General features: G+C 63.3%; 21 protein-coding genes. 11 read left to right on the top strand and 10 right to left on the bottom strand.

The window, feature by feature from the left end:
• Nucleotides 1–112 precede the first annotated feature (112 nt).
• From FF80_RS14660 to FF80_RS14650, 3 genes are all read left to right on the top strand, one after another.
• Nucleotides 113–2,860 (top strand): DNA translocase FtsK, encoded by a 2,748-nt coding sequence (locus tag FF80_RS14660; protein WP_052153616.1) that lies wholly within the window; start codon nucleotides 113–115, stop codon nucleotides 2,858–2,860.
• A 227-nt stretch (nucleotides 2,861–3,087) separates the two neighbouring features.
• Entirely contained in the window at nucleotides 3,088–3,732 is a 645-nt protein-coding gene (locus FF80_RS14655; protein WP_035101980.1) for an SRPBCC family protein, read from the top strand.
• Complete coding sequence (locus FF80_RS14650; RefSeq protein ID WP_035101977.1) at nucleotides 3,732–4,070, top strand: metalloregulator ArsR/SmtB family transcription factor; 339 nt, start codon at nucleotides 3,732–3,734, stop codon at nucleotides 4,068–4,070. The genes FF80_RS14655 and FF80_RS14650 overlap by 1 nt, the downstream gene beginning before the upstream one ends.
• A 10-nt stretch (nucleotides 4,071–4,080) precedes the next feature.
• Here FF80_RS14650 and FF80_RS21945 read toward each other — a convergent pair whose 3' ends face one another.
• Complete coding sequence (locus FF80_RS21945; protein WP_035101973.1) at nucleotides 4,081–4,386, bottom strand: hypothetical protein; 306 nt, start codon at nucleotides 4,384–4,386, stop codon at nucleotides 4,081–4,083.
• Between the two features lie 127 nt (nucleotides 4,387–4,513).
• On the opposite strand from FF80_RS21945, the gene FF80_RS14640 reads away from it, so the two are divergent.
• The gene (locus FF80_RS14640) at nucleotides 4,514–5,146 is read left to right on the top strand and encodes an outer-membrane lipoprotein carrier protein LolA (protein ID WP_035101970.1); all 633 of its coding nucleotides are present in this window, start codon (nucleotides 4,514–4,516) and stop codon (nucleotides 5,144–5,146) included.
• Between the two features lie 256 nt (nucleotides 5,147–5,402).
• Here the strand turns inward: FF80_RS14640 and FF80_RS14635 are convergent, their stop codons facing one another.
• Entirely contained in the window at nucleotides 5,403–6,215 is an 813-nt protein-coding gene (locus FF80_RS14635; protein ID WP_035101967.1) for an undecaprenyl-diphosphate phosphatase, read from the bottom strand.
• Nucleotides 6,216–6,330: 115 nt separating this feature from the next.
• Here FF80_RS14635 and FF80_RS14630 point away from each other — a divergent pair, with 115 nt between their 5' ends.
• The 4 genes from FF80_RS14630 to FF80_RS14615 all read left to right on the top strand — a co-directional run bounded on the left by FF80_RS14630 (nucleotide 6,331) and on the right by FF80_RS14615 (nucleotide 9,778).
• Nucleotides 6,331–7,008 carry a glutathione S-transferase family protein gene (locus FF80_RS14630; protein ID WP_035101965.1) on the top strand — a complete coding sequence of 226 codons (678 nt, stop codon included), beginning with the start codon at nucleotides 6,331–6,333 and terminating at the stop codon, nucleotides 7,006–7,008.
• Between the two features lie 108 nt (nucleotides 7,009–7,116).
• Nucleotides 7,117–8,259, top strand: a complete 1,143-nt coding sequence (gene queG / locus FF80_RS14625) for a tRNA epoxyqueuosine(34) reductase QueG (RefSeq protein ID WP_035102311.1) — start codon at nucleotides 7,117–7,119, stop codon at nucleotides 8,257–8,259.
• Nucleotides 8,256–9,128 (top strand): SDR family oxidoreductase, encoded by an 873-nt coding sequence (locus FF80_RS14620; RefSeq protein WP_052153651.1) that lies wholly within the window; start codon nucleotides 8,256–8,258, stop codon nucleotides 9,126–9,128. Before queG ends, FF80_RS14620 begins: the two co-directional genes overlap by 4 nt.
• Nucleotides 9,125–9,778, top strand: coding sequence for a GNAT family protein (locus FF80_RS14615; protein WP_035101959.1), 654 nt, complete (start codon nucleotides 9,125–9,127; stop codon nucleotides 9,776–9,778). Before FF80_RS14620 ends, FF80_RS14615 begins: the two co-directional genes overlap by 4 nt.
• A 174-nt stretch (nucleotides 9,779–9,952) precedes the next feature.
• On the opposite strand, the gene FF80_RS14610 is transcribed toward FF80_RS14615, so the two are convergent.
• Nucleotides 9,953–10,729 (bottom strand): alpha/beta hydrolase, encoded by a 777-nt coding sequence (locus FF80_RS14610; RefSeq protein WP_035101956.1) that lies wholly within the window; start codon nucleotides 10,727–10,729, stop codon nucleotides 9,953–9,955.
• Nucleotides 10,730–10,879: 150 nt separating this feature from the next.
• Between FF80_RS14610 and infC the strand changes: the two genes are divergently transcribed.
• Nucleotides 10,880–11,416, top strand: a complete 537-nt coding sequence (infC, locus tag FF80_RS14605) for a translation initiation factor IF-3 (protein ID WP_200877219.1) — start codon at nucleotides 10,880–10,882, stop codon at nucleotides 11,414–11,416.
• A 233-nt stretch (nucleotides 11,417–11,649) separates the two neighbouring features.
• Here the strand turns inward: infC and FF80_RS14600 are convergent, their stop codons facing one another.
• From FF80_RS14600 to irrA, 6 genes are all read right to left on the bottom strand, one after another.
• Entirely contained in the window at nucleotides 11,650–12,543 is an 894-nt protein-coding gene (locus tag FF80_RS14600) for a ribokinase (protein WP_035101952.1), read from the bottom strand.
• A 19-nt stretch (nucleotides 12,544–12,562) separates the two neighbouring features.
• Nucleotides 12,563–13,084, bottom strand: coding sequence for a DUF1697 domain-containing protein (locus FF80_RS21055; RefSeq protein ID WP_052153614.1), 522 nt, complete (start codon nucleotides 13,082–13,084; stop codon nucleotides 12,563–12,565).
• Nucleotides 13,081–13,677, bottom strand: coding sequence for a YdeI/OmpD-associated family protein (locus FF80_RS14590; RefSeq protein ID WP_035101949.1), 597 nt, complete (start codon nucleotides 13,675–13,677; stop codon nucleotides 13,081–13,083). The genes FF80_RS21055 and FF80_RS14590 overlap by 4 nt, the downstream gene beginning before the upstream one ends.
• Nucleotides 13,678–14,514 (bottom strand): arylamine N-acetyltransferase, encoded by an 837-nt coding sequence (locus tag FF80_RS14585; RefSeq protein WP_035101947.1) that lies wholly within the window; start codon nucleotides 14,512–14,514, stop codon nucleotides 13,678–13,680.
• Between the two features lie 136 nt (nucleotides 14,515–14,650).
• Nucleotides 14,651–15,343 (bottom strand): class I SAM-dependent methyltransferase, encoded by a 693-nt coding sequence (locus FF80_RS14580; RefSeq protein WP_035101945.1) that lies wholly within the window; start codon nucleotides 15,341–15,343, stop codon nucleotides 14,651–14,653.
• Nucleotides 15,344–15,684: 341 nt separating this feature from the next.
• The gene (gene irrA, locus FF80_RS14575) at nucleotides 15,685–16,128 is read right to left on the bottom strand and encodes an iron response transcriptional regulator IrrA (protein ID WP_035101942.1); all 444 of its coding nucleotides are present in this window, start codon (nucleotides 16,126–16,128) and stop codon (nucleotides 15,685–15,687) included.
• Nucleotides 16,129–16,314: 186 nt separating this feature from the next.
• Between irrA and fabA the strand changes: the two genes are divergently transcribed.
• Nucleotides 16,315–16,845 (top strand): 3-hydroxyacyl-[acyl-carrier-protein] dehydratase FabA, encoded by a 531-nt coding sequence (gene fabA / locus FF80_RS14570; protein WP_035101939.1) that lies wholly within the window; start codon nucleotides 16,315–16,317, stop codon nucleotides 16,843–16,845.
• An 87-nt stretch (nucleotides 16,846–16,932) separates the two neighbouring features.
• Nucleotides 16,933–18,159: a beta-ketoacyl-ACP synthase I gene (gene fabB / locus FF80_RS14565; protein ID WP_081917458.1), complete on the top strand. Its 1,227-nt coding sequence runs from the start codon at nucleotides 16,933–16,935 to the stop codon at nucleotides 18,157–18,159.
• A gap of 246 nt (nucleotides 18,160–18,405) precedes the next feature.
• Here the strand turns inward: fabB and FF80_RS14560 are convergent.
• On the bottom strand, nucleotides 18,406–18,963 hold a 558-nt coding region (locus FF80_RS14560), incomplete at its 5' end, for a ThiF family adenylyltransferase (protein WP_035101931.1).

Below are 18,963 nucleotides of genomic sequence, written 5' to 3'. Positions count from 1 at the left end.
CCACCTCAGCAAATATCCTCCCGGCCCCCATGGTTAGCCTTGGGTTAACCCGGTCCCGCTAGCATGAGCTCAATTGGGCCCGGTCAATTCCGGGCAGTATTGAGTTTGCTCCATGCCCAGCCATCCCGCACCAGTGCTCGACGAAATCCGGTCCCTGCCCCAGCGCGGTACGCGCAGCGGGGCCAAAGCCATGCCGGCGCCGCCGCCCGCTTTGTCGATTCGCATTCCCATGCGACTGGTCGGCTTCGTGCTGCTGGGGCTCGTGGCGATCTGCCTCGCCGCGCTCGCCTCCTGGTCGGTGGATGATCCCAGCTTTTCCTATGCCACGAGCAAGCCGGCCGCCAATTGGCTGGGCTTTCCCGGCTCGGCCATTGCCGACATCCTGTTCCAGACCCTGGGCCTGGGCGCCCTGGTGCTGATGGTGCCGCCCGCGCTATGGGGCTGGGCCATGGTGCGCCGCCGCGTGCCCACCCATATGGGCCTGCGCCTGATCGGCTGGCTGGGTGCCACGATCCTGGCCACCGGCGTCTTCTCCTTCGTTGCCATGCCCGAGACCTGGCCGCTGCCCACGGGGCTGGGCGGTCTGCTCGGCACCGGCTTCATGACTCTTGCCACCATGATCACCGGCGCCCAGCCGCAGGCGGTGACTTCGGCGCTGTTCGCCATCATCATCTCGGCCCCCGCTTTGGCGCTGTTCTGGATCGGCATGGGTCTTGGGAGCACGGTTTCCACCGCACCCAGCAAGGCGCAAGCCGCCGCTGGTGGCCGTAAATCCGCTGCCGCCCCGGCCGAAGCCGATGACGAGCCGGAAACCAACCCGATCGTCGACATTGCCCTGGGCGCCATGGTCCATATGGGCTATTCGCTGCGCACCGCCTTCCGCCGTGCCCGTGCCAGCCATGCCGAAAAGCGTGCTGCCGATGCCGCGCCCTGGCGCGATGACGATCTCGAGCCCAGCCTTGATGGCCGCGCCCCTGTTGTGTCGCCACGCGATGAGCCGTCCTTTGACGCTCCGCAGCGCCGCATCCATTCGCCCAGTGCTCCACAAGTCGAGCCGGGCTTTGCTGCGCCCGGCGATATCTCGCCCCGCATCAATGCGCGGCCCAGCTATGACGATACCGCCATCGATTATCCCGACGAGCCGGATGACGATTCCATTCCCTTCGTGCCCGATGCGCCGCTGCCGCCTTCGGTGGTCAGCCACCGCCAGCAGGGGGATTCGCGCTTCCATCCGGCAGATCCGACCAAGCCGCGCGTCACCGCGCCCGCGCCGCGTCCCGTGCCGGGCAGTCGCATGGCGCGCGAAGCGCAAAGCTCGTTCCTTGACGAGCCCGGTGGGTTTGAACTGCCCCCGCTGAGCCTATTGGCCGAGCCGCGCCACAAGGGCCCCTCGCCCGAGCATGCGCCCGAGCGGCTGGAGGAAATGGCCCGCCAGCTCGAAGGCGTGCTGGAAGATTTCGGCGTCAAGGGCGACATCATCAATGTCCGCCCCGGCCCAGTCGTGACGCTGTTCGAACTCGAGCCTGCACCGGGCATCAAATCGAGCCGCGTCATCTCGCTGGCCGACGATATCGCCCGCTCGATGAGCGCCATTTCCGCCCGCGTTGCCGTGGTGCCGGGCCGCAATGCCATTGGTATCGAGCTGCCCAACCAGAATCGCGAAACCGTTTATTTCCGCGAAATGCTGGCCAGCTCCGACTTCGAGAAGATGAAGGGGAAGCTGCCCATATGCCTGGGCAAGACCATTGGCGGCGAGCCTGTCATCGCCGATCTGGCGCGCATGCCCCATCTGCTCATTGCCGGCACCACCGGCTCGGGTAAGTCGGTGGGTATCAATACCTTCATTCTCAGCCTGCTCTACCAGATGACGCCCGAGCAGTGCCGCATGATCATGATCGATCCCAAGATGCTTGAACTGAGCATCTATGACGGCATTCCGCATCTGCTGACCCCCGTCGTTACCGACCCCAACAAGGCGGTCGTGGCGCTCAAATGGGCCGTGCGCGAGATGGAAGATCGCTATCGCAAGATGAGCAAGATCGGTGTCCGCAATATCGATGGCTTCAACCAGCGCGTCAGCGAAGCCGCCGCCGAAGGCAAGACCATCACCCGCACGGTGCAGACCGGCTTTGACCGCGAAACCGGCGAAGCGATCTTCGAGAGCGAGGAATTCAACCTCGAAGTGCTGCCCTATATCGTGGTGATCGTCGACGAAATGGCCGATCTGATGATGGTGGCCGGCAAGGACATTGAAGGCGCCATCCAGCGTCTGGCCCAGATGGCCCGCGCCGCCGGCATCCACATCATCACCGCCACCCAGCGTCCCTCGGTCGACGTCATCACCGGCACGATCAAGGCCAATTTCCCCACGCGTATCTCGTTCATGGTCACGTCCAAGATCGATTCGCGCACCATTCTGGGCGAGCAGGGCGCCGAACAGCTGCTGGGCAATGGCGACATGCTCTATATGGCCAGCGGCGGCCGCACCAAGCGCCTGCATGGCCCGTTCGTGTCAGATGCCGAAGTGGAAGCCGTGGTCGCCCATCTCAAGAGCCAGGGCACGCCGGATTATCTCGATTCCATCACCGCCGATGACGAAGAAGGCGGCGAATTCGGCGGTGACAGCGATGGTGGCGGCGATGACTATGCCGGCTCGGGCGACGAGCTCTACGACAAGGCCGTCCATATCGTTCTATCCGACAAGAAGGCCTCCACCTCCTATATCCAGCGGCGTCTCGCCATCGGCTATAACAAGGCGGCGACCCTGATCGAACGCATGGAACGCGAAGGCGTCATCAGCCAGGCCAACCATGCCGGCAAGCGCGAGATCCTGGTCGGGAACAATGCCGACGGGTATTGAGAGCACCTCTCATCCGATAGTGCCCCGTCGTTCCTAGCCATCCCACCCACCGGGGCTCCCTCGGACTTGATCCGAGGGCCTTTTGCCGCTTGTGCCGTATTGGGAGCGACCCTCGGGTCAAGCCCGAGGGAGAAGCCGGTGCCTGTGATAGGCACCGCGCGAACAAAGACTCGACTCTATTTCAGTCTATGCTTATATAAGTTCAGACTGAAATAGAGGAGAGACCCATGGCTTTCGACATTGCCGCCCATCTGGGCGCCATGGTCCGCGAAGTCCGCAATCTGGAAAAAGATGGCCAGCCCGCCAAGGCCGTCATTGCCGCGCGCGTCTACCCAACCTCGCCCGCCGATCTCTGGGATGCCCTGACCCAGCCCGAGCGGCTCAAGCGCTGGTTTGCGCCGGTGACGGGCGATCTCGAATTGGGCGGCCGCTATCATGTCGAGGGCAATGCCAGCGGCACGGTCACCGCCTGCGAGCCGGAAAAATCCATGGCCCTGACCTGGGAATTCGGCGGCTTTACCAGTTGGGTCAATCTGACGCTGACGCCGGACGGAGCCGGCACCAGGCTCGAACTCGAGCATATCGCCCAGATCAGCCCGCATTGGGACCAGTTTGGCCCGGGCGCGGTGGGTGTTGGTTGGGATTTGAGCTTTCTGGGCCTCGCCGCCCATCTCGAGCGGCCTGGCGCGGATGTGCGGGCCGAAGGCCTGGGCGGCTGGGAAGTGTCGGACGAAGCCAAGAGCCTGGTCCGCGCCGCCAGCGACGATTGGGGCCGTGCGGCCATTGCGGCGGGCGAGGATCGCGAGCATGCGCTCAAAGCCGCCGAGGCCACCCGTGCCTTCTATTCGGGCGAAGCGCCCATGGGTGGCTGATGCACGCTTTCGACGTTCTTGGCGATCCGGTGCGCCGCCGTATTCTTGAACTGCTGGCGGAGCGCGAACATGCCTCCGGTGAGGTGGTGGCGGTAATCGCCAGCGAATTCGGCATTTCCCAGGCCGGTGTCAGCCAGCATCTCAAGGTGCTGCGCGAGGCCGGTTTCGCGCAGGTGCGTCCCGAAGGCACGCGCCGCGTCTATGTGCTCGATGCGTCCCCGCTGCGTGGGATCGATGATTGGCTCGAGCGCTTCCGCGTCTTCTGGCCGCATAAGCTCGATGCGCTCGCCACCGAGATCGCCCGTGGCAAGAAGGCGCGCGGTGAACTGGGCGATTAGCCGGGCCGGATTACTTGCAGACCGGTTCGCCCAGTTCGAGCGCAAATTCGCGTGGCCCGGCCCAGCCTTCGCCGTGCCTGTTGGGTACATCGACGATTTTGACCTCGAGCGTGCATTTCCCGCCGGTCACCCGATAGAGATCGGGCGCGACGAATTCCACGGCGCCAATGCCCTCGAACCCGAAAGCATCGACAACCGCTGCATCGGCAATGATCGCCTGCAATTCCTTTTGCCGCTGGTATTGCGGCGGCAGCGCCGCCAGAGCAGGCAAGGCGGTCATCGCCGCAAACCCCAAGACAATCGACAAGCGCAGCATTCCATCTCTCCCGGTGCGTCCGCATGGCATCGTGGATGAACGCTCCGTGAATGCAACCTTCCAGCTGTTGCCGCAATTGTTTTCTAGGTTAGGGTCACCTCGACTTCAGCCAGGAACAGAGATTTTCATGATTCGCCGCGATGCCCTGCTGCTCGGTCTGTCCACCGCTCTTGCCCTGAGCCTGCCCGCCTTGGCGCTCGATCGAGCGCTGAGTGCCGAGGAGCAGCAGCTGATTGCCAATATCAACCAGCACAATTCGGCGATCCGCTCCATGGCGGGCCGGTTCCTGCAGATCGACACCAATGGCGGACGCACCGAGGGCACGTTCTTCCTCGAGCGCCCCGACAAGGTGCGCTTTCGCTACAACCCGCCCAGCCGCGAGGAAATCGTCTCGGTGGGCCGTGGCTTCTACGTGCTCAACCGCAAGGACGAGACCTATTACGCCTATCCGCAGGACACGATCCCGCTGCGCCAGTTCCTCGGCGACCAGATCGACCTGCTCAGCGCCAATGTGGTCAATGTCACCAATTCGGACGGCTATATATCGATCACCGTGGTCGACCAGACCGTGGCCGGCACCGTGCAGGTGTCGCTGATTTTCGACACCACCACCTTCGATCTGGCGCAATGGAGCCTGGTGGAGCCCAGCGGAGCGGAACTGACCTTCTCGCTCTATGATGTGGAAAAAGACGTGCAGATTCCGCGCGCCTTCTTCTCCATTCCCGCCACCTATAAGGGCGTCGATCCCTCGACGCGGTAAGGGGCAAGGCTGTCGCATATGGACCGATGGATAGCGTCCATCGTCCCCTCGCCCCTCAGGGGAGAGGGTAGCGGCGCCGGGAGCAAAGCGACCTGGCAGAGCTAGGGTGAGGGGTGCCATGCTGGAATATCTCGTATTTTTGCAGCATCGCACCCCTCACCCGCCGGCTGCGCCGTCGACCTCTCCCCTGAGGGGCGAGGTGAGATCCGGCCATATACGATAGCCCTCCCCTGTGAGAGGGGCCCAGATCGTGCCTCTACCGCCCGAAAGCCAGGATCGCCACCAGGCCCGCGGCACCCACAACAATGCGCCACCAGGCGAAGGGGGCAAAGCCGTGCTTGCTGACAAAGCCCAGCAGGTATTTCACCACGATCGTGCCCACGACGAATGAGGCGGCAAAGCCGATGGCGATATTGAGCCCCAGGCTCATGTCGATCAGCTCGCGGCTCTTGTAGAGGTCATAGCCGAAGGCGCCTACCATGATGGGCAGGGCGATGAAGAAGGTGAATTCGGCCGCACTCCGCTTGGTCGCGCCAAACAGCATGGCGCCCACCACGGTCGAGCCCGAGCGTGACACGCCGGGAATGAGGCTGAGCATCTGGAACAGGCCGACAACCAGCGCCAGATGCCAGGGAAACTGGTAGATATCGTCGTATTTTTCCTGCTTGGGCATACGGTCGACGATCAGCAGGACAATGCCGCCGATGAGCAGGCTAATGCAGATGACGAGCGGGGATTCGTAGATCACCTGCTGGATATATTCGCGCCCCAGCACGCCCACGATAATGGCCGGCAAACAGGCCAGGATGACCGCAATGGCGAAGCGCCAGGCATAGGCCTTGCCCATCAGCGCGTCGCGGATCAGCAGCCCCAGTTTGGCAAAATAGACGGTGATCACAGCCAGGATCGCACCGAGCTGGATCAGCACGATGAAAGTGGCCGGCTGGCTCAATCCAAAAAAATGACCGGCCAATAGCAGATGGCCGGTAGAGCTGACGGGCAGGAATTCAGTAAGGCCTTCGAGGATTCCAAGGATCAGCGGCACAAAAAGACCTTGATCGACGTTCATTTGATCTCCTAAGTCATTCCGACGGGCCTCTCCCTTGCCAAAGCTCTAGCGCTGTTCGCGTCATGCGCCAAGCTGCGGCGGGACGTGGGCTCCAAACAACAAGAGCGCAATTGCCATGCCGACCTTGCTCCATCATCCCCTGGATCCGTCTTCCCGCATTATCCGTCTGATGTGCGCCGAATATGGCGTTCCGCTCGATATGGAAGAGATCAAGCCCTGGCTGCGCACGCCCGAATTGCTCGAACTCAATCCGGCCGCCACGCTGCCTATCTTCATGGGGGAAGATGACATTGCGGTGATTGGCATCCTGGCCAATATCCACACTATCGAAGATCTCTATACCCCCGCCGTGGTGGCCGGGCTGATCCCACCCGATCCGGGGTCGCGCGCCGAAATGTGGCGGTTGATCGAATGGGTCATCTTCAAGCTCAACGACGAAGTGACCCGCTATGTGCTCGAGGAGAAAATCTTCAAGCGCGACCAGCGCGGCGGCACGCCCGACCCCGCCGTGCTGCGCGTGGCCAAGGCGAACCTGAATGAGCATATGCTCTATTTCAACTGGCTGTTCGCCACCCGTTCGTGGCTGGCCGGTGACATCATGACCCTGGCCGATTTTGCCTTGGCGGCGCATCTGTCCACGCTCGATTATCTGGGCGATATCGATTGGGGCAAGGCGGGGGAAACCCGCGACTGGTATTCCCGCATCAAATCCCGCCCGGCCTTCCGCACCCTGCTCAACGACCGCGTCGTCTCCATGCCCCCGCAAAAGGGCTATGCGGATCTCGATTTCTGAAGCCAATCCACGGTGTCATTCCCGCGAAAGCGGGAACCTCCGTTTGCAGGCGTCGTCTTACCCCATTAAACAGGGGTTCCCGCTTTCGCGGGAATGACCCGGATGATGATGGCCGACGCAGCAACACCTGCCAGCACTGACAAACTCGTCGCCGAGTTGCGCGCCCGCGCCACGGCGTTGGGCTTTGACAGCTTTGGCATTGCCCCGGCCAGCGCACGGCCTGACCTGCCCGAAAAGCTGCAGGCGGCGCTGGAGGCCGGCTGGCATGGGAATATGGACTGGATGGCGGAAACCGCCACCCGTCGCGCCAGCCCCAGCGAATTGTGGCCAGAAGTGCGCTCGATCATTCTGCTCGGCGTCAATTACGGGCCGCAAAGCGATCCGCTGGCTATTCTGGGTGAAAAATCGCTCGGCTCCATCTCGGTCTATGCGCGCAATCGCGATTATCATGAGCTGATCAAGGGCAAGCTCAAGGAGCTTGCGGGCCTGCTGGCCCGGCGGGCCGGGGCGGATGTGAAAGTGTTTGTCGATACGGCTCCAGTCATGGAAAAGCCCTTGGCCGAGGCGGCGGGCCTGGGCTGGCAGGGCAAGCATACGGTTCTGGTCAGTCGCGAATTTGGCTCCTGGCTGTTTCTGGGGGCTATTTTCACCTCGGCGGAGCTGCCCGGGGATAAGCCGCATGAAGAAAGCTGCGGCTCGTGCACGCGATGCCTCGATATCTGCCCGACCAAGGCGTTTCCCGCCCCGTTCCAGCTCGATTCGCGGCGGTGCCTGGCCTATCTCTCGGTCGAGCACAAAGGCCCTATTCCGGTGGAGTTCCGGGTGCCCATGGGCAACCGCATCTATGGGTGCGATGATTGCCTGGCCGTCTGCCCCTGGAACAAATTTGCCAGCGTCAGCCGCGAGGCCAGGCTGCGGGCGCGGGAAGAGCTGGAACGCCCGGCTCTGGCCGATCTCGTGCAGCTTGACGATGCCCGGTTCCGGACCCTGTTTGCCGGCTCGCCCGTCAAGCGGATCGGGCATGCCCGGTTCCTGCGTAACGTATTGATCGCCATCGGCAATTCGGGCGACCTGTCGCTCTTGCCCCTGGCCGAGGCCCGGCTTGGCGCCGAGGACCCGCTGGTGCGCGGGGCTGCGATCTGGGCGCTGCGCAAACTCGATCCGGAGCGGAGCGAGCGCTTGCGGCTGGACTATTTGCCCGGCGAAAGCGACAAGAGCGTATGCGATGAATGGACCGGGGATATCTGGTGAACGTCTTCTTTTTCGGCCTTGGCTTCTCATCCAGAGCCGCGGCGCTTTTCCTGGCCGCGGGTGAACCAAAGGCTAGCATTTCGGGCACCGTCCGCACGCCCGAAAAAGCCGCTGCCCTTGCTTCGATCACCAGCCAGGTGCATCTTTTCGACGGTACCGGGCCGGGCCCCACATTGGGACCGGACCTGCGGCGGGCCAGCAATGTCATCCTTTCCATCGCGCCGGGCGCGGCGGGCGATCCGGCGCTGCTGCAACACCGCGCCGATCTGGATGCGGCAAAGAACCTGCAATGGCTGTGCTATTATTCCACGGTGGGGGTCTATGGGGATTTCGGCGGCAACTGGATCGATGAAAGCGCCCCGCTGGTGCCGCGCAACGAGCGCAGCGATCGCCGCGTCCTCGCCGAACAGGCCTGGCGCGATTATGCCGCCGAGCGCGGCGTGCCACTGACCATTCTGCGGCTGGCCGGTATCTATGGCCCCGGCCGCTCAGCCTTCGACAAGCTGCGCGACGGCAGTGCGCATCGCATCGTCAAGCCCGGCCAGGTGTTCAACCGCATCCATGTCGCCGATATCGGCCGGGTCACCGCGCTGGCTGCCCAGCAGCGCCTTGATGGCACGTTCAACCTGGCCGATGACGAACCCGCCGCCCCCCAGGACCTGGTGACCCACGCCGCCAAGCTGCTCGGCATGGCGCCGCCGCCCGCGATCGATTTCGACACGGCCGACCTCACCCCCATGCAGCGCAGCTTTTACGCCGACAACAAGCGCGTCTCCAACGCCGCGATCAAACGGGCCTTGGGGATCGAGCTGCTCTACCCCAATTATCGCACCGGCCTTGCCGCAATTCTGGAGAGTGAACAACCATGAGCGCGCCTCAGCCCGCCAAATCCGCGCCCGAACGCATTGTGCTTGAAGGCCGCTACGCCAGGCTCGAACCGCTGGACCAGCGCCATGCGGCCGATCTTTTTGCCGTGGCCACGATGCCCGGTGGCGCTGAGCGCTATCACTGGCTGTTCAGCTATCCGCCGCAGACCCTGGCGGAACAGGAAGCGCGGATCGTCGAGACCAATGCCGGGCCGGAGCGCTATGTCGCCGTCATCGACAAGGCGAGCGGCAAGGCGCAGGGTCAGCAAGGCTGGATGCGGATTTTTCCCGAACATGCCTCCATCGAAATCGGTGGCGTCTATTGGGGCCCGACCATGGCGCGTACGCGGGTGGCCACCGAGGCGCTGTTCCTGTTCGCCCGCCACGCCTTCGACGATCTGGGCTATCGGCGCTTCGAATGGAAATGCAACGCGCTCAACCTGCCCTCCAAGGCCGCAGCCGAGCGCTTCGGCTTTCAATATGAGGGGCGGTTTCGCAAAGACCGTATCTTCAAGGGCCAGAGCCGCGACACGGATTGGTATTCCATGATCGACGATGAATGGCCGGCCCTGCGCGCCGAATATGAGCGCTGGCTAAGCCCGGACAATTTTGGGCCGGACGGGATGCAGAAGAGCAAGCTGCAGACGCGGTAGCTTTTGTCGTCTGTGGGTTGGAAGGGCCGCCATACCGTCTGACCCACCGCATCTCCCTCGGACTTGATCCGAGGGCCTTTCCTAACCCGGCGCAAGCGGCGAGTGGCCCTCGGGTCAAGCCCGAGGGAGAGCGGTGGGGAGGAGAGCTTCAGGTAGCCTACGGGCTCGGCTTCCCTAGATCCCCTCCACCAGATGCATCACTGCATCCTTGAGCCGTGCCAAATCCTCGTCCCGGCTCAGCCGATGGTCCCCATCCGGAATCAGTGTCAGCGTCACCGGGTCGTGCAGGATATGGGTGACGAGCTTTATCGCCTGGGCCTGGGGCACGTCAGGGTCCTGCCCGCCCTGCAGGATGGTCACCGGGCAGCCGGTTTCGATCACGCTGCCGAACAGCAGATGCCTTTCGCCGTCTTCGATCAGCGCGCGGGTGATGCGGTAGGGAGTGTCGGAATATTGGCTGGGCTGGTCGATATGGCCATTGTTCTGCAGGCTTTCATGCTCGGCCGGGGTAAAGCCGGGCAGCATCAATTCGCGGGTCATGTCCACGGCGGGGGCGATCAGCACCAGGCCCGTGCAGCGATTGCCGCCGCGCCGCCACAGGGCGCGCACCAGCAGCAGGGCCAGCCAGCCGCCCATGGAGGAGCCGATAATGATCTGCGGCCCATGGGTGGTGGCAAAGACCGCTTCGGCCTCTTCGAGCCAGCGGCTGATCGTGCCGTGGTCGAAATTCCCGCCCGAGGCGCCATGGCCCGAATAATCGAATCGCGTCACGCAAAGGCCCTTTTGTGCGCCCAGGCTATCGAGCGCCATCGCTTTGGATCCCGTCATGTCCGAGCGGAAACCACCCAGCCAGAACAGGCCTGGACCTGTTCCGGGGCGCTGTTCGACCGCGATATCGCGGCGGTCGGCGCCCGAGGCGAGCGGAAGGGAGAAAGCGTTGATGGTGGACATAGAGCCGGTACTCTGCGATTGACTGGGCGGAAGCGTTTCAACGACGCAACAGGGCGCAATATACCCCGTTTGCCAGTTGACTTATGTTCCCGCTAACACGATTTTATGGCCGATTTCACCACCTGGCTTAACAATACAAGGATCCCTGCCATTCGCCGTCCCATGAGACCCGTCGCGCCCCAGAAAGATGGGCCGCTCTCGAACGAGGATATTGCCAGCCCCGACGTCCAGCTTATCGATGCCGAGGGTGAGAACCGCGGGATCGTCAACACCCGTGCGGCTCTTGCAGAGGCGCAGGAACAGGGTCTTGACCTGGTCCTGATTTCTCCCAATGCCAATCCGCCCGTCGCCAAGATGCTCGATCTTGGCCGCTTCAAATATGCCGCGCAGAAAAAAGCTGCCGAGGCACGCAAGAAGCAGAAGGTGATCGAGGTCAAGGAAGTCCAGCTGCGTCCCAATATCGACACGCATGACTACGAGACCAAGATGAAGGCCGTCCAGCGCTTCCTCGACGATGGCGACCGGGTCAAGGTGACCATGCGCTTCCGGGGCCGCGAAATGGCGCACCAGGAACTGGGCATGCAGCTATTGATCAAGGTCAAGGACATGATGGAGCCGGTGGCCAAGGTCGAAAGCCAGCCCCGCTCCGAAGGCCGCCAGATGGTCATGGTGCTGGCGCCCAAGTGAGCGCTACGCCAAGCTAATGCAAAAAGGCAGGTCCCAAGGGGGCCTGCCTTTTTTGTTTTGGTCTTTTGGCCCGGTGGTTCAACCGCCCACGCCGTTGGCGCAGTGTGATGCCTCACCACCCACCGCATCTTCCTCGGGCTTGACCCGAGGACCACTCTGGATGCGCGCCGTGTGGAGGATGGCCCTCGGGTCGAGCCCGAGGGAGAGCCGGTGGTTGGGGGAGGTGCGGTGGGTTAACCCAGCGCCGCCACGACGTCCCTGGCATAGGGGATGGCCGGCTGTGCGCCGGGCTTGAGGCAGGCCAGGCTCGCGGCCACCGCCGCGCGCCTCATCGCGGCTTCCAGGTCGAGACCGCTATCGAGGCCGGCGGCGAGATAGCCGCAGAAGGTGTCGCCGGCGCCCACCGTGTCCACCGGCTTGACCGGCATGGCCGGCACATGGATCAGCCCTGTCCTGGTCGCGGCCTTGGCGCCATCGGGGCCAAGCGTGACGATCACCGTCTGGTCATGCTTGGTCGACCATTCCAGCATGGCAGCATCGAGTTGCTCGATCCCCGTGCCGGTCAGCAGGCCGAATTCGGTCTCGTTGGCGACCAGGATCGAGGCCTTGGGCGCAATGGCCCGCGTGCTGTCGAGAAAGGGGGCCGTATTGAGAATGGAGGTGACATTCTGCGCCCGCGCCAGGTCCAGCGCCCGTTCGGTCGCGGCCTGCGGGATTTCCTGCTGCAGCAATAGCACGGCGCCGACACCCAATCCGGCAAGGGCTTTTTCGGCATCGGATGGGGTCAGCGTGCCATTGGCGCCGGGCAATACGGCGATGACGTTTTCGCCATGGCCATCGACAAAGATCATGGCAATGCCGGTGGGGCCGCTGGAAATCTTGAGGTCGCTGAGATCGACGCCATCCGCCTTGAGCAGTTCGAGCGCCATTTCGGCAAAGGCATCGGCACCCACCGCCGAAAAATGCCGGACATCGGCGCCAGCGCGGCGCGCCGCCAGGGCCTGATTAGCCCCCTTGCCGCCCGCCGCCATCGAGAAGGTGCCGCCCGCCACGGTCTCGCCCGGCTTGGGCAAGCGGCTGACAGTGCCGACCTGATCCAGATTGGTCGAGCCGAAAACGGTGATCATAGAAAGCCTCCCTGGCGCGTCATGCGGCGGCTTTTAGCACGGTATTGAAATTGCGCGAGGTCCAGAGCCGCTTGGTCCCGAAATGTTTGCCCACCTGTTCCATGCCCAGCCCGAACCGCCCGTTGGGCAGGCGAAACGCCAGCATGAACACTTCCCGCTCGGTCAGCTCCACCACCTCGAAATCGCCCGGAATGCCGCAGGGCATGGGCAGGGTGCGGGCATCGGGCTCGGCGAGAAAGGTGACGTAGAGCTTGGTATCGGTATTCTCGAGGCGCCCCTGGAACGGATCGCGGGCCACCAATGCGCGCATCTGCGCCTGCGTGCGCAGCACGGTGCCGATCTCGAAGCCGAAATGGCGTTGCAGCGCGGTTTCGATCTTGCCGCGTTCGGGCGCCGCGCCATCGAACAGCACATTGCCGCTGGCGAGCAGGGTTTTGACATTGGCAAAGCCCATGGCCTCGAAGACGGCGATCAATTCGGCTGATTTGACCTGCCTTTTGCCCAGATTGACGCCGCGCAGCAGGGCCACGTGGCGGCTCACGGCTTGGCCTTTTGCGGATGGATGGTCTCGCCCCGCTCCAGCATGGCCACACTATCGGCAATCTTTTTGGCGCGGCCGGCCGGGGTTTTCATATTGTGGGTGCGGAAAGTCAGCGCGAAACGGTTTTGCGCCGACAAGGTCTCATAGGCCGCCTGCGCCTTGGGGCTGGCGGCGATGGCGGCCAGCAGGTCGGCGGGCGGCTCCATGCTCTGCTTATAGGCAGCGTCCCAGCGCCCATCGGCCTTGGCTTTTTCGACCTGGGCCAGGCCATGCCCGGTCATCTTTCCCGCGGCGATCATGCGGGCGACATTGTCGCGATTGATCTGGCTCCACACGCTTTTGCCCCGGCGCGGGCAATAGCGCTGCACGAAGGAGACATCGTCCCAGCTCTTGCGGATGGCATCGATCCAGCCCCAGCACAGCACCGCGTCGATCGCCTCGGCCGGCGTGATGGTGGCCCGGCCGCTGGCCTTCTTGAAAATGCGGATCCAGACTTCTTCTGCACTGTCGTGATTGGCTTTGAGCCAAGCATAGAAGGCATCGAAATCGGCAAATTCCTTGACGCGGTCGGGATCGACGACGACCGGGGCCATCTAGACCTCCGCCACGCCGGCATCGGCCAGGATGACTTCGAGCCTGGGGTCGAGCAGGTCTGCCACCGGCAGGCCAAGGCCGAAGGTGACGCTCAGCACGTCGCGCAATTCGGCGACGCTGGCCAGCAGCCTTTGCTCGGGCTCGCCCTCGAGCGGCTCGATTGTCAGGCGATTGTTCAGGAGCTTGATGCGCTGTCCCTTGGGCGAGAGCGCCACCCGCAATTGCCTGGTGAAGGGCGAAGCCGGATCACCCGCGATGACGGCGTTGAGCGGCTCATAATCGGGGTCGGCCCATTCCTGGGTCGTAAAGCTATAAAGCGGCCGCCAGTCTTGCTCCAGCTTGACCTCAAGCCGCCATTCCGGTTCGCCCCCGGTCAGGCGATAGGTCTGGTGCGGGGTCGCCTGTTCCACGTCGGCGCGCAGGCGCAGCGGGGCGGTCGGCGTCAGCCCGCCAAAGCCGACATCGGCAATATAGGTGGCGCCGTTGATCTCGACGGCAAGCAGCATGTGGCTGTGCTGCTGCCCCCCGGCGTCCGGATTGTTCCACAGGACCTTGGCGGCGAGGCCCCGCACGGCATAATCGAGCTCGGCCAGGATGCGCTTGAACAGCATATTGTGTTCAAAGCAATAGCCGCCCCGCTTTTCGCCGAGCAGCTTTTTTTCCAGGCTCTGCTGGTCCAGCGCCACCGGCAGGCCGAGCAGCGGGTTCAGATTTTCAAACGGGATCGCCGCAGGGTGCAATTCATGCAGCAATTCCAGTGTCGCAAGGCTCGGCGCAATCGATCCGGCAAATCCGATTCGCTCGAAATAGGCGTTTAGATTGACCTTTTGGCTCATCGGCCACCCTTGAGGCTGTTTCCGTCGCGGGCGCAATATGGGCGATGAAGGTGGGCTTTGTCACTCGGGCCTTGGGCGATTTCCCTGCCCACAGGGACTGGACAACGGGCTTTGGAGATACCAAAGCCGTCCAAAATCAGCCGGCATAGGCCACCCAGCCTTTGAAACTGAGCCCGGCATAGAACAGGCTGACACCCGAAAAACCCGCTTCACGCAGCATGGCCTCTTCTTCATCGGGCGCGAGAATCGTGAGCCGGGTGCCGATGGCCTGCCTGGCGCTTGCCAGCTGGACCGGGTCCGTCCCCGGTGCGGCCGAATAGGCGACGTGGCGGGCGATCCATTGGCTGCGCTCCGGCTCGGCCTGCGGGAAGCTGATATGGGCCAATAGGAGAGGCGCGCCAGGCTTCAGGCGGTGGCGGATTTGGCGGAGCGTCTCCAGCCGCTCTTCGCGCGGGATGAAATGGAAGGTGAGGAGACACGTGGCTCCGTCGAACGCTCCATCCGGGGCGTCCTCGATATAGCCATGGTGCAATTGCATGCGGCCGGCATGCGGCTCTATTGCCTGTTTGGCCAAGGCCAGCATATCCGCCGAGGGATCAACGCCCAGGAAGGACCAGCCCGACTGCGCCTCGGCCAGTGCTTTAAGCTCCAGACCACCACCTGCGCCCAGCACCAGCACGCGTCCATCTGCCGGCACCCGTTCGGCCAGCAGCAGCGCCACCATATGGTGCAGGCTCGCAAAACCCGGCACCTGCCGCGGCGGCCCCTCGGCATAGGCGCTGCTGGCGTGGAAGGGGTTGGGGGTTTTGTGGCGGCTTTCGGCTATCATGTAACTTAATATGTTTCATGATAGCCGGGGCGTCAAGCTTCCGTTGCAAGCCGTGCTAGATTCCAAGCTAAGTGCCGCCGTCATTGCCCGGCCTGTCCGGGCAATCCATTGTCTCCGCACCCGCTGAGAGATGGATCACCCGGACAAGCCGGGTGATGACGATGAATGGAGGGAAGGGCGCAGGTGGTGTGTGTCTGTGGGGACTGCGTCTGCCTGTTCGACAATCGATGCCAGGCGCCTCTAGGCGCAGAAACAGAGGTTCCCGCTTTCGCGGGAATGACCCTGTGGGAAGAGAGGCAACCGGCATTTGCTGCCCTCCTTGAGGAGGGCGGCGCCAAAAATCACTGCGCCTTGCGCACGCGGATCACCACGTCGACATGGCTCACCTTCATACCCTTGGGGGCGTTGGGGAGGGCGGCGAATTCGACGGAGCTGGCGGGGATATCGATCATCCGCTGCTCGTCTTCCACATAGAAGTGATGGTGATCGGAGGTGTCGGTGTCGAAATAGGAGCGCGAGGCATCCACCGCCACTTCGCGCAGCAGGCCCGCTTCATGGAACTGGTGCAGCGTATTATAGATGGTGGCGAGCGAAACATTGACGCGCGATTGGCTCGCCTCGTCATGCAATTGCTCGGCGCTGACATGGCGGTGCGGGCCGCCGAACAGCAATTCGGCCAGCGCCACGCGCTGCCGGGTCGGACGGAGACCGGCCATGCGCAACACAGCCGTGAGGCAGGGCTTGCGCGAGGGAACGGACCGGGCGGTCTGGGTACGATCTGACATTGGGTCCTTTTACTTCACCAAAGGGCCGGAAAACCTAAGCTCCTTATAGCTATCGTGGCTTTTTCGCACAAGCGTCACAGGCGTCGCAGGAGCAATGCTGCGCCCAAAGGCGGTATGGCCCCTCTATTGACCCTCTGTTCCGCCCTCTATACGAGACGTGCCTCAAGGTTAACCGAGGGACTTTTGATGGCCGATCGGCAGAGTGCATTTGGGTATGAAGAGCTTTTGGCCCATGGCCGTGGCGAATTGCCGGGCCAGATGGATGCCCGCCTGCCGGCCCCGCCCATGCTGATGTTCGACCGCATCACCCAGATCGACGAGACCGGGGGCGCCTTTGGCAAGGGCCAGGTGCGCGCCGAACTCGACGTCAATCCGGACCTGTGGTTCTTCAAATGCCATTTCATCGGCGATCCGGTGATGCCGGGGTGCCTGGGGCTCGATGCCGTGTGGCAGATGACCGGCTTTTTCCTCGGCTGGATCGGCCAGCCCGGCAAGGGACGCGCCCTTGGCGGTGAAATTAAGTTTACCGGTCAAGTGACCGATGATGTCAAATTGGTCGAGTACGGTATCGACATCAAGCGCGTCATGCGCTCTCGTCTGACCCTGGGCATTGCCGATGGCTGGGTCAAGGCCGACGGCAAGGTGATCTATGAGGCCAAGGACCTGCGGGTGGGCCTGTTCAGCGATAGCCAGCTCAAGGACCAGAAGGGCGCCTGATGCCCGGGGCGGACGATCCGCCCCACTTGAAAACCGATACGAAGCGCCCAGCTCAAGGGCGCCCGAACTTGACGGAGCGAGGTTGCAATGAGACGAGTTGTCGTCACCGGCATGGGTATCATTTCCTCGATCGGCAATAGCCTGGACGAGGTTACGGCGAGCCTGAAAGCCGCCAGGCCCGGCATTGTCTTTGCCGAAGACCAGGCAGAACTGGGCTTCCGCAGCCAGGTCAAGGGCGATCCGCGCCTCGATCCGTTCGAATTGCTCGACCGCCGCGTCACCCGCTTCATGGGCCGCGGCGCGGCCTGGAATTATCTGGCCATGCAGCAGGCCATTGCCGATGCAGGGCTTGAAGAGAGCGACATTTCCAACCCCATGACCGGCATTGTCATGGGCTCGGGCGGCTCCTCCACCCGCACCATTGTCGAGGCCGCCGACACCACCCGCAAGAATACCAGCCCCAAGCGCATCGGGCCGCTCGCCGTGCCCAAGGCCATGGGCTCGACCGCATCGGCGACGCTGGCCACCGCCTTCGGCATCAAGGGCGTCAATTATTCCATCACCGCGGCCTGCGCGACCAGTAAGCACTGCATCGGCAATGGCATGGAACAGATCATGCTGGGCAAGCAGGACGTGGTGTTTGCCGGCGGGCATGAAGATCTCGATTGGACGCTATCCAACCTGTTCGACGCCATGGGCGCCATGAGCTCCAATTTCAACGACACGCCGGAAAAGGCCTCGCGCTGCTATGACGTGGCGCGCGACGGCTTCGTCATCTCGGGTGGCGCCGGCGTTCTGGTGCTCGAGGAGTACGAACACGCCAGGGCGCGCGGGGCCAGGATCTGGGCGGAACTGGCCGGCTATGGCGCGACCTCGGATGGTCTCGACATGGTCGCTCCCTCGGGCGAAGGCGCGGCGCGCTGCATGCAGATGGCGCTCAAGACTGTCGGCCCCAAGGTGGATTATATCAATCCGCACGCCACCTCGACCCCGGTGGGCGACCTCAAGGAAATCGAGGCGATCCGCGCGGTGTTCGGCGATGCCGGAAAATGCCCGCCCATTTCGGCCACCAAATCGCTGACCGGCCACAGCCAGGGCGCCACCGGGGTGCATGAAGCGATCTATTCGATCCTGATGATGCGCCACCGCTTCATCGCCGCCAGCGCCAATATCGAAAACCTCGACCCGGCCTTTGAAGACATGCCCATCCTGCGCCAGCGCCGCGACGATGTGGATCTGGGCGTGGTGCTGTCCAATTCATTCGGTTTTGGCGGCACCAATGCCGCGCTGGTGTTCAAGCATGTTGATGCCTAGGGGCACGACCCTCGTGGTTCGACAAGCTCACCATGAGGTCTACTTCTAGACCGCAATATTCCGAGTAGACCTCATGGTGAGCCTGTCGAAGGACGAGGTCGGGATCTCAATGTCGTCCCACCCACAATGTCATCCCCGCGAAAGCGGGGACCTCTGTTGGCGATACTGGGCAAGTAAACGGAGGTTCCCGCTTTCGCGGGAATGACACCGTGGTGGGATCGGTAGCGCTAAACTACCGAGCCACTTTCAATACGAAAACTCCGAAAACCGCGCCTCCTTGCCGTCATAGGTCAGCACCCGCCCGACCAGCGGAGTGCCGATGCCGGTGATGAGCTTGATGGCTTCCATGGCCATCAACGTGCCGATCACGCCGGTCAGCGGGCCCAATATGCCCGTCGCCTCGCAGGAGGGCAGGTCATCGTCGCTGGCGTCCTCGGGGTAAAGCGCGGCAAAGCCGGGACCGCCCGGCGCGAACACCGTGACCTGGCCGTCGAACATGGAGACGGCGCCGGAGACCAGGGGCTTGCCCAGGCGTTCGGCGGCGGCGGCGACGAGGCGGCGGGTGACCAGGTTGTCGGTGCCGTCGAGCACCAGATCATAGGCGCCGACCAGCCGGCCGGCATTGCTCGCATCCAGCCGCTCGGCATGGGGCACGATGCCGGCATGGGGATTGAGTGCCATGGCAAAGGCGGCGGCGCTCGCCACCTTGCCGGTGCCGATGCCGGCCGTGGTGTGGATCACCTGCCGCTGCAGATTGGAGAGCGAGACTGTGTCGTGATCGACAATGCCCAGTGCCCCCACGCC

Origin of the sequence: Devosia sp. LC5 (assembly GCF_000735585.1) — a bacterium.
Taxonomy (GTDB): domain Bacteria; phylum Pseudomonadota; class Alphaproteobacteria; order Rhizobiales; family Devosiaceae; genus Devosia.
The sequence above is the reverse complement of the archived record's forward strand: the minus strand, read 5'-3'. Positions and strand labels throughout refer to the sequence as shown.

Bases quoted from the DNA above. Each gene is read 5' to 3' on its own strand.
- FF80_RS14660 (WP_052153616.1), top strand. From the start codon at position 113: ATGCCCAGCCATCCCGCACCAGTGCTCGACGAAATCCGGTCCCTGCCC.
- FF80_RS14655 (WP_035101980.1), top strand. From the start codon at position 3,088: ATGGCTTTCGACATTGCCGCCCATCTGGGCGCCATGGTCCGCGAAGTC.
- FF80_RS14650 (WP_035101977.1), top strand. From the start codon at position 3,732: ATGCACGCTTTCGACGTTCTTGGCGATCCGGTGCGCCGCCGTATTCTT.
- FF80_RS21945 (WP_035101973.1), bottom strand. From the start codon at position 4,386: ATGCTGCGCTTGTCGATTGTCTTGGGGTTTGCGGCGATGACCGCCTTG.
- FF80_RS14640 (WP_035101970.1), top strand. From the start codon at position 4,514: ATGATTCGCCGCGATGCCCTGCTGCTCGGTCTGTCCACCGCTCTTGCC.
- FF80_RS14635 (WP_035101967.1), bottom strand. From the start codon at position 6,215: ATGAACGTCGATCAAGGTCTTTTTGTGCCGCTGATCCTTGGAATCCTC.
- FF80_RS14630 (WP_035101965.1), top strand. From the start codon at position 6,331: ATGCCGACCTTGCTCCATCATCCCCTGGATCCGTCTTCCCGCATTATC.
- queG (WP_035102311.1), top strand. From the start codon at position 7,117: ATGGCCGACGCAGCAACACCTGCCAGCACTGACAAACTCGTCGCCGAG.
- FF80_RS14615 (WP_035101959.1), top strand. From the start codon at position 9,125: ATGAGCGCGCCTCAGCCCGCCAAATCCGCGCCCGAACGCATTGTGCTT.
- FF80_RS14610 (WP_035101956.1), bottom strand. From the start codon at position 10,729: ATGTCCACCATCAACGCTTTCTCCCTTCCGCTCGCCTCGGGCGCCGAC.
- FF80_RS14600 (WP_035101952.1), bottom strand. From the start codon at position 12,543: ATGATCACCGTTTTCGGCTCGACCAATCTGGATCAGGTCGGCACTGTC.
- FF80_RS14590 (WP_035101949.1), bottom strand. From the start codon at position 13,677: ATGGCCCCGGTCGTCGTCGATCCCGACCGCGTCAAGGAATTTGCCGAT.
- FF80_RS14585 (WP_035101947.1), bottom strand. From the start codon at position 14,514: ATGAGCCAAAAGGTCAATCTAAACGCCTATTTCGAGCGAATCGGATTT.
- FF80_RS14580 (WP_035101945.1), bottom strand. From the start codon at position 15,343: ATGATAGCCGAAAGCCGCCACAAAACCCCCAACCCCTTCCACGCCAGC.
- irrA (WP_035101942.1), bottom strand. From the start codon at position 16,128: ATGTCAGATCGTACCCAGACCGCCCGGTCCGTTCCCTCGCGCAAGCCC.
- fabA (WP_035101939.1), top strand. From the start codon at position 16,315: ATGGCCGATCGGCAGAGTGCATTTGGGTATGAAGAGCTTTTGGCCCAT.
- fabB (WP_081917458.1), top strand. From the start codon at position 16,933: ATGAGACGAGTTGTCGTCACCGGCATGGGTATCATTTCCTCGATCGGC.